We start from the raw sequence: 9,862 nt of genomic DNA, 5'->3' as shown, positions 1-9,862 counted from the left end.
TCAAAGCATCGTAGGGAGACCAAACGGGATAAGATTGCTTTGGTTTAATTAGATCAGCTTCTTGTTGGGCTAATTCTGAAATTAAAACCTGAACAATGTATAATTTATCGGCACGGTTGAGTCCTTGGAGTTTACTAAGTAGTTCGGTGGAAACCATCTTGAATACTCTAACCACTTAAACAGCTTAATTCCATCATAGGACTGTACAAGAAAAATTAACTTACATTTCTTTAACTCTTATTCTCTGCGACTGGTGCGTTACATGAATTCACTTCTCGTCTAATTTTTGAACCTCCCCACGTCTAAAGCCAGGGGATTCTTGCCTACCTGAAAAAGGCGACAACGGGACATTCAAGTATCCCTCTACTCACTCAAAGAGCTTTTGCTCTCATTCGCGCATACTTTCTGAGTCCTTCATATTTTAAAGATGAACGCTCCATATCCTGCCATTATTCGCCCTTTAACTATTCCGAATCGAGTCGGATATGTCCGTTGCCGGGATTGCTCCGTACTAGGATACTTCAATGCGCTGAAGGTTATTCCTACTTGTTTTCTCGCTAATCTATTTTAACACTGTGGCTAAAGCCACGCAATCGTTTGACGGAACTTAAAAGTTCTTACCGCCTTCTCCCCATGCCTAAAGTCAGGGGCTTGCGTCTCGTTTTTCGGTCAAACGGTTTTAGCTAGAGTAGAATCAGAGTCATCAAAGTTGAATTGATAATAAAGAATTTTCCGAAACCTACTCGGCTAAAAATAATGAACTCTCAATCCAACTCTTCTCACGGGAAGGTTAGCCAAAACGAATTATTTCCCGTTGTGGGAATGGGTGCTTCTGCGGGAGGATTAGAAGCATTTAGAGAACTACTTAGCCATTTACCTATTGATACAGGTATGGCATTTGTCTTAATTCAGCATCTCAGCCCCCATCAAAAAAGTTTGTTGACAGAGATTCTGGCTCGCACCACCCAAATGCCTGTGGTAGAAGTCGAGCATGGCATGGTTGTAGAACCAAATCATGTTTATGTGATTCCGCCCAATAGCATGATGACCATTAGTCAAGGAATCCTGCAACTGAGTCCACGAAAAAAGACGCATGGATTTTCCATGACAGTTGATACTTTCTTTATTTCCTTAGCCGAAGAACGGGGAAACAAAGCCATTGGGGTTGTACTGTCCGGGGGTGACTCTGACGGTACAAAGGGACTAGAATCAATCAAAGCAGCTGGGGGCATCACTTTTGCTCAGTGTGAAGAATCGGCAAAAGTTAATAGTATGCCGAATACAGCCGTAGCTTCTGGATATGTAGATTTTATTTTAACACCAAAACAAATTGCCGCAGAATTAGCTAATATCAGTCATCATCCCTACGTTAATCATCCCACCCCTGTTAAAGCCATAGATACAACACCTGAAACCGGAGATGCTCTGACAAACATCTTCAGTTTGCTGAGAACTGCGACCAAAGTTGACTTTAGCCATTACAAAAAAACCACCCTGAAGCGGCGCATCCAGCGACGGATGATGTTATCTAAACTAGACAAGCTAGAAGATTACGTCAGTTATCTCCAAGAGAACCCCGCACAAATTAAAGCTTTATATCAAGATTTATTAATTACTGTCACCAGTTTTTTCCGCGATCCCGAAGCCTTTGAAGCCTTAAAGACAGAAATTTTTCCCATAATTACCAAAAATAGAACCCCAAACTCACCCATCCGCATTTGGGTAGCTGGTTGTTCTACAGGTGAAGAAGCCTACTCTATCGCTATCTGCTTGCTAGAGTTTTTAACTAATCAGGGAATTAATCTTCCCATCCAGATTTTTGCCAGTGATATCAACGAATTAGCAATTGAACAAGCGCGCAACGGTATTTACAAAGAAAATCAAGTAGCAAATATTTCACCAGAACGGCTCCAGCGCTTCTTTGTCCCCGTCGAGGGCGGTTATCAAATTAGCAAGCCAGTGCGGGAACTGTGCGTTTTTGCCAGACAAAACCTGATTGGCGACCCCCCATTTTCCCGGTTGGATTTAATTACCTGTCGCAATGTGCTAATTTATTTGGGCAGCGCTGTGCAGAAAAAGCTGCTGCCGATTTTCCACTACGGTCTGAATTCCAATGGTTTTTTGATGTTAGGCACATCGGAAACAGTCGGTGAGTTCCCGGACTTGTTTGCTTTAGTGGATAGAAAGAATAAAATATACTCCCGCAAAATCACTGCAACTCGCTTGGGTATGGATCTGATTACCAACAACTATCCTTTAGAAACTGTCAATACCCAGCCACCAGTCAGCGCAGATACCTGGAATGATGTGGAACTGTATAAAGCAGCTGATCTGATTGTGTTAAATGACTACGCTCCGGTGGGTGTAATTATTAACGAAGATTGGGAAATTTTGCAATTCCGGGGAAATACCAGTCCTTATCTGCAACCACCACTAGGCAGACCCAATTTTAACTTAATGAAGATGGCGAAAGATGAATTACGGTTAGAGTTACGTACTGCTATTCATCAAGCCAAAAATAGAGAAGTGCCGGTGAGTAAGTCAGGCATACAAATGAGAGATAATGAGCAAGTTAGACAGATAAAAATTGATGTTGTGCCATTTAAACCTCCTGCGGCTAGAGAATGGTACTTTTTAGTGCTGCTTGCATCATCATCCTCCTCAACCGCTATTTTAGAAGCTGTTAGCCCTCCTGGGCGGACTGGGCGACGCAAGCCCAACGAGCAAGAGCAGGAGATTAAACGACTTAAACAAGAGTTAGCAGCTAATAAAGAGTATCTGCAATCAATTATTGAAGAGCAGCAAGCCACCAATGAAGATTTACGAGCCGCTAACGAAGAAATTCTCTCCAGCAACGAAGAATTACAAAGCACCAATGAGGAATTAGAAACAGCCAAGGAAGAAATTCAGGCTACCAACGAAGAACTGAATACGATTAATGACGAACTGCAACGGCGTAATATCCAGTCAAACGAAGTCACCAACGATTTACAAAATCTCCTCAGCAGTATTAATATTCCCATCCTGATGTTGGGAGGAAATCTGCAAATTCGCCGCTATACCCCGGTAGCTGAGAAAATTTTTAACCTAATTTCCAGTGATATGGGGCGACCAATCAGTGATATTAATCACAACTTGAATATTCCTGACTTAGAGAAACAAATTTTAGATGTAATTGGTACTCTCAATTTTAAAACGCAAGAAGTTCAAGACAAAAACGGGCGTTGGTATGACCTGCGGATTCGACCTTATCGGACAATAGACAACAAAATTGATGGTGCTGTGGTGATTTTAGTTGATATTGACGACCTCAAACGCAGTTCGGAACAGCTAAGAACATCCAGAGATTATGTGCAGGCCATTGTCGATACCATGCGGGAATCTTTAGTGGTGCTAGATGTTAATTTAAGAGTCATTAGTGCTAATGAATTTTTCTACGATACATTCCAGGTTTCACCAGCAGAAACAGAACAACGCCTAATTTATGAAATGGGGAATGGACAGTGGAATATTCCCCAGTTGCGATCGCTTTTAGAAGAAATTCTCCCCCATCACAACCAGTTTCAAGGTCTGGAAGTTGAACACAACTTTGAGCAAATTGGACACAAAATCATGCGGCTCAATGCCCGAAAAATGACCCTAACAGACAATAGGGAAATGATTCTGCTGGTAATTGAAGACATTACTCAGCAAAAGCAATTAGAAGCAGAACGCACCCACCTTTTAGGTCAAGAACAGTCAGCTCGCAATGCTGCGGAAGCCGCCAACCGCGCCAAAGATGAGTTTTTATCGATTCTCTCCCACGAACTGCGGAACCCACTTAATTCTATGCTGGGCTGGTCGAAGTTATTACAAAAGAAGCAATTTGATCAAGCGACAATTAATAAGGGGTTAGCAGCTATTGAGCGCAGCGCCCAAGCTCAAGCCCATCTGATTAAAGATTTGTTAGATATCTCCCGCATTAGTGCCGGGAGGCTGCGGATCGATGCCCAAAAACTTGATCTGGTTTCCGTAATTGAATCTGCTATGGAGGTTGTCCGGTTCTCCGCAGAAGCCAAAAATATTCAAATTGAATCCAACCTAGCTCCTGCACCCAGAAGTATGGTAGGCGATGCAAATCGCTTACAGCAGGTTTTTTGGAATTTACTTTCTAACGCCATAAAATTCACCCCAAGCGGGGGTAAAGTTACCATCAGCCTAGATTACACGGATTTTCAGGCTCAGATTCAAATCAGCGACACTGGTTATGGCATTAGTGCTGACTTTCTTCCCCACGTCTTTGAGCGATTCCGTCAAGCAGATGGTAGCAGAACTCGCTCCAACCCTGGATTGGGGCTGGGGCTTTCCATTGTCCGCTATTTGGTAGAACTCCACGGTGGTACAATTGATGCCGAAAGCCAGGGTGAAGGTCAAGGGGCAACTTTTACCGTCAGGCTACCTCTGCAAGCTCCCCAGCAACAGATATCTCTGCCGATATCCACGGAACCAGCCACCTGCATAAATCAGCCAGAACTCTCAATGGATGAAATTCCATCTCTGGAAGGAGTCCGAGTCCTAGTCGTAGATGATCAAGCAGATATATGCCAGTTATTTAAAATCGTGCTAGAAGAGTATGGAGCGGAAATGACAGGAGTAGAATCAGCAAAACAAGCTATAGCAACACTGAAAGCTAACCCCGGTGGGTATGATGTACTTTTATCTGACATTGGTTTACCAGAAGAGGACGGTTATAGCTTAATTCGTCAGGTGAGAAAGTTGAGTCCGGAAGCAGGGGGACAAATTCCCGCCGCCGCCCTCACAGCCTATGCTGAATATGCAGACCATACAGAAGCTTTAGCCGCAGGTTTTCAAATGCACCTCGCTAAACCTATTCCGCCGGCTCAATTATTATCTATAGTCGCTACTTTGGCTGGGAGATTGAAGTAGCGACGATGGAAAATTAGGAAAAAACGAACCGCAAAGTTCGCAAAGTTCGCAAAGGAAGAAAGGAAGAAAGGAAGAAATTACTTTGGTGCAGTCTTGAGAAAAACTTAGGACTTACGCAAAAACTCTGGTGAAACCTCTTTCCTTTGTGTTCTTCTCCCAAGGGGAGACGCTGCGCGAATGTGTCCTTCGTGGTTCGTTCCTCCTAAAAAACACATTTCATCCGAGCGCAACCCGTAAAACTTGCACCTCTGCTTGGGGAAAAATCAATTTTGTACCCACAGGTAGAACAGCTAAGGCATTAGTTTGTGCTAAATTAATCAAATTGCCCGAACTGTGACTACCATCGGCTTTGTGAAATTCGTAAACTCCATTAATTAAATGCAAGCTACCCCAAATGTATGTTTCCCGCTTGCCATTGGATTTTAACTCGTGATGCGATCGCACTTTCAGAAATTCCGGTTCCCAGCCTCCAGCCAACCCCGAAAGCTTTCTCATAGCCGGCTGCACAAATCTCCAGAAAGTTACTAAAGCCGAAACAGGATTTCCCGGTAAACCAAAGTAAATTGGGGAGTGGGGAGTGGGGAGTGGGGAGTGGGGAGTGGGGAAAGTGGCGACGGTGAGGGGTTTACCGGGACTGATGGCTACAGACTGAATATGAATTTTAGCTCCCAGAGATTCTAGAATTTGATCAATATAGTCATAATTACCTACAGACACACCACCAGAAGATAAAACTATATCAGCATGAGTTATGGCGTAGGCGATCGCCTCCCTCAAAGCATCTGGATTGTCTTGAATAATACCTAACAATAATGGTTCTCCCCCCGCCTCTTTCACCAAAGCAGCTAAAGCATATTGATTAGAATCGACAATTTGACCAGGTTGGAGGGGCTTATCAGGCGTTACCAACTCGTCACCACTAGAAAAAATTGCCACACGAGGACGACGGTAAACACTTAACTTTGCACATTGCGCCACAGCTAACACCGCAATTTCAGGCGGATGTAATTTAACTCCTCTAGGTAAAAGTTGTTTTCCTGCTTGGTAAAAAGCCCCTTTGTGTCTAACAAATTCTTGTGGTTGTGGCGCAGCCAAAATAAATACCCGGTTTTCTTCCCGGCGCGTCTTCTCCTGCATCACCACAGTATCCGCCCCCATTGGCATCACCGCACCTGTAAAAATACGCGCTGCTTGCCCCGCTTTGACTGTAGACTGGGGTTGATATCCTGCGGGAATTTCTTCGACAATTTCTAAACTGGTTGGCTGCTGGACATCTTCGTAACGAACTGCGTAGCCATCCATTGCCGAATTATCCCAATGGGGAAAATCTAATTTACTGGTGACGGGGGTGGACAAAATGCGATGATCTGCTGCCAATAAATCTATAATTTCTATATCCCGTTGCGGATCTAACGGTCGCACCAAATTTAAAATAATTGCCTCGGCATCGCTAACTGATAGCATGGCGAATGACTCCAATTTTGTCATCTTCAAGTAAAATAAATTTCTATTTTTTTATGACTATAGAACGAGTCCCGGAAATACACTATCCCAAAGCTGATATTGTCCGGAGAGGAATGGCATTAGGGCTAGATTTCCTGGGAGTCTGGTTAATCAGTTCTATATTGGGAGGCAATCAAATCGGTATCCAGTGGGTGCAAATTCTCGTTTTTCTGTTCTGTTGGGTGATTTTTCGGATACTGGTAGTTTACAACAATCAAGGGCAGAGCTTAGGGCGTTGGGCTTTTGACCTGAAAATACTCGAAGTTAGGAATGGCGAAATTACAGGCAGAATTCCCACCTTGCGATCGCTGCTCAAACGAGAAGCTATAATCGGAATTGGTGCGCTTTTGGTGTCAATTGCCTTGGGCAACATCAGAGCTAACCCCACGGCTATACTGCTATTACTTCCCCTAGCAATTGATTGTGGTGCTGCTTTATCTGATAATCAGATGGAGCAAGCTCTACACGACCGCTATGCTGGAACTTTCATAGTTTCGTCGCGCCGGGGCTATTCGTTAGATATAAAAATTCAGCGATTAGTTGAAAAAATGCGCCGAAGTGTGAGAAGATAGTAATTTGTGTTAATTCCCTTCAGGCTTGACTGTATTGTAAGATTATGGCTAAGAGTAAAGGTGCCCGCATAATAATGACACTCGAATGTACTGAGTGTCGTACTAACCCAGATAAGAGATCGCCTGGTGTTTCCAGATATACCAGCACCAAGAACCGTCGCAACACGACTAACCGCTTAGAACTGAAAAAGTTCTGTACCCATTGCAACAAACACACTGTACACAAGGAAATTAAGTAAAGATGAGTTATTATCGTCGTCGCCTGTCTCCCATTAAGCCAGGAGACCCAATTGATTACAAAGATGTTGATTTGTTGCGTAAGTATATTACCGAGCGGGGAAAAATATTACCACGCCGGATTACTGGACTTACCTGTAAGCAACAGCGAGACTTGACATTAGCAATTAAACGGGCGCGGATTGTGGCTTTATTGCCATTTGTCAATGCAGAAGCTTAAGAAAAAGTCACTCAATTTTGGATTTTAGATTTTAGATTTTAGATTGACTTCATACCTGAAGGTAGTTGCTCAAAATCTAGAATCTGGGATTTGGGGTTTGGGATTTGGGATTTTAAATTTGTGCCATGAATCAAATCAGTGGCTTCAAACCTTTTTAAATTTTGATTTTTCCATCCAAAATCCAAAATTTAAAATCTAAAATGAGGTGATGAGTTAAGAATCAAAACTCCTAACTCTGAACTTAAAAATATAAAAAATGTTCACCAAATAATTGCGAGAGTTGTGGATAAGGGTACGCTAGTTGAATTTAGGGTTCAAGGCGATCGCCGTCTGGGAGTAGTAGACCGCCCGGACGGTAAAACCCGTTGGTTTATAGTAGACGAACGTGGTCAATCTCACAGCCTCGCGCCTAGACAAATTACTTATACAGTTAACGGACAAACCTATAAACCCTCTGAAATTGCCAGTTTTCAAGGGCAAGTTCAACCTTATATAGATCCCTCCAGTCTGGAAGTAGCTTGGGAATTACTGGTGGAGGATGGAGAAACAGTCACACCAGCCCAAATGGCGAATCTGCTGTTTTCCGAATCAGAAGCGGCTGCTTGTTATGCTGCCCATTGCTTGTTATCAGAAGACAAACTCTATTTCAAACAAAAAGGAGAAGCCTATGAACCACGCACGGCGGCGCAGGTAGCAGAACTCAAACACCAGACAGAAGTAAAAGCACTCAAAGCCAAGGGACAAGAAGAATTTTTAGCTCGCGTAGAGCAAGCCCTCCAAGGCGAAGCAGTGGAATGGCAACGCCACGACCGCCAGCGATTAGAAGCCCTGGAAAAATACGCAGCATTGCTGGCTGATGTCGTGCGAATGGGAGTAAATTATGATACTTTAGCTCGTGCCTATCCGCCGCCAGCCCCAGTGTTAGAAACAATGAATATGCTGGGTCGTCCGGCAACTCCTCCAGGAGCCTTTCAGTTATTAATAGATTTAGGTTGGTGGGATGCCCATGAAAACTTGTTTGTGCGTCGTTCGTCAATTCCGGTTCAGTTTCCTAGCAAGGTATTAGAAGTGGCGCAACAGCGTTTGGATTTCCCCCCCACTGACTTAGATACAAATCGCCTAGATTTGTCTCATTTAAAGGTTTATACAATTGATGATGAAAGCACCACAGAGATAGACGATGGTCTAAGTTGGGAAATACTACCAGATGGGCGAGAACGGTTGTGGGTGCATATTGCCGATCCTACCCGGTGGTTAGTCCCAGAAGATGAATTAGACTTAGAAGCCAGAAAACGGGGCAGTACCGTATATTTACCAACGGGGATGGTTCCCATGTTCCCCGAATTATTGGCAACTGGTCCCATGAGTTTGGTACAGGGAAGGATTTCTTGCGCCTTAAGTTTTGGCGTGGTTTTAGATGAAAGCGGTGGTGTAGAAGATTACACCATTCATCCTAGTTTTATCAAGCCAACTTATCGCCTCACCTACGAAGATGTGGATGAGATGTTGGAGTTAGGTGTGGAAGCAGAACCGGAAATTGAGGCGATCGCTAACTGGGCAAAGCGGCGCAAATCTTGGCGGTATAATCAAGGAGCCATCAGCATCAATATGCCAGAGGCGACGATCAAAGTCAAAAATGACCAGATCGATATTGATATTTTAGATGATTCCTCATCGCGGCAATTAGTAGCAGAAATGATGATTATGGCGGGTGAAGTAGCAGCCCGTTACGGTCAAGCTCACAATATACCTTTGCCCTTTCGCGGTCAACCACAACCAGAATTACCCCCAGACGAAGAATTACTTTTACTCCCAGCCGGATTTGTTCGCTCCTGCGCCATGCGTCGTTGTATGCCCAAGAGTGAAATGAGCATTACGCCTTTACGCCATGCTGGTTTAGGTTTAAATACGTACACTCAAGCAACTTCTCCCATTCGCCGTTACAGTGACTTACTGACTCACTTTCAACTTAAAGCCCACTTACGGGGTGAAAGTTTACCCTTTACAGCCGACCAACTCCGAGAAGTGATGATGACAGTCACCTCTACCACCCAAGAAGTCACAATGGTAGAACGGCAAACTAATAGATATTGGGCTTTAGAATATTTGCGCCGTCATCCCGACCAAGTTTGGGACGTGACAGTTTTAATGTGGTTACGAGAAGACAGCAATTTAGCACTAATTCTGTTAGAAGATTTGGGCTTACAGTTGCCGATGTTCTTTAAACGTTCTGTAGGATTAGGAGAACAGGTATTAGTCAAAGTTAGTCACGCTGACCCGCAAAAAGATATGATTCAGTTTCAGGAAATAATTTATCAAGAAAGCCATCAAGCAACGAATTAGCTGTTAGGAATAATGCAGAGATTCATACTTCGTTAATAACTAAAGCATCAGAATTAGTTTT

The 9,862-nt window shown here is 43.6% G+C and carries 6 protein-coding genes; 5 read left to right on the top strand and 1 reads right to left on the bottom strand.

The features are described 5' to 3' along the window. Positions 1-756: 756 nt before the first annotated feature. The gene (locus NSP_RS15510) at positions 757-4,926 is read left to right on the top strand and encodes a chemotaxis protein CheB (RefSeq protein ID WP_006195052.1); all 4,170 of its coding nucleotides are present in this window, start codon (positions 757-759) and stop codon (positions 4,924-4,926) included. A gap of 216 nt (positions 4,927-5,142) precedes the next feature. Here NSP_RS15510 and NSP_RS15505 read toward each other — a convergent pair whose 3' ends face one another. Beyond that, positions 5,143-6,390 carry a molybdopterin molybdotransferase MoeA gene (locus tag NSP_RS15505; RefSeq protein ID WP_006195053.1) on the bottom strand — a complete coding sequence of 416 codons (1,248 nt, stop codon included), beginning with the start codon at positions 6,388-6,390 and terminating at the stop codon, positions 5,143-5,145. 53 nt (positions 6,391-6,443) lie between these two features. On the opposite strand from NSP_RS15505, the gene NSP_RS15500 reads away from it, so the two are divergent. The 4 genes from NSP_RS15500 to NSP_RS15490 all read left to right on the top strand — a co-directional run bounded on the left by NSP_RS15500 (position 6,444) and on the right by NSP_RS15490 (position 9,801). Continuing rightward, on the top strand, positions 6,444-7,001 hold the full coding sequence (locus NSP_RS15500) for an RDD family protein (protein WP_006195054.1): 558 nt from the start codon (positions 6,444-6,446) through the stop codon (positions 6,999-7,001). A gap of 44 nt (positions 7,002-7,045) precedes the next feature. After that, the gene (rpmG, locus tag NSP_RS24285) at positions 7,046-7,240 is read left to right on the top strand and encodes a 50S ribosomal protein L33 (protein ID WP_006195055.1); all 195 of its coding nucleotides are present in this window, start codon (positions 7,046-7,048) and stop codon (positions 7,238-7,240) included. Positions 7,241-7,242: 2 nt separating this feature from the next. After that, entirely contained in the window at positions 7,243-7,458 is a 216-nt protein-coding gene (gene rpsR / locus NSP_RS15495; protein ID WP_006195056.1) for a 30S ribosomal protein S18, read from the top strand. A 282-nt stretch (positions 7,459-7,740) separates the two neighbouring features. After that, positions 7,741-9,801 (top strand): ribonuclease catalytic domain-containing protein, encoded by a 2,061-nt coding sequence (locus NSP_RS15490; RefSeq protein WP_006195058.1) that lies wholly within the window; start codon positions 7,741-7,743, stop codon positions 9,799-9,801. The last annotated feature ends 61 nt before the right edge of the window (positions 9,802-9,862 follow it).

The organism is Nodularia spumigena CCY9414, from assembly GCF_000340565.2.
In the GTDB taxonomy this organism is placed as follows: domain Bacteria; phylum Cyanobacteriota; class Cyanobacteriia; order Cyanobacteriales; family Nostocaceae; genus Nodularia; species Nodularia spumigena.
This window is presented reverse-complemented; position numbering and strand designations above follow the sequence as displayed.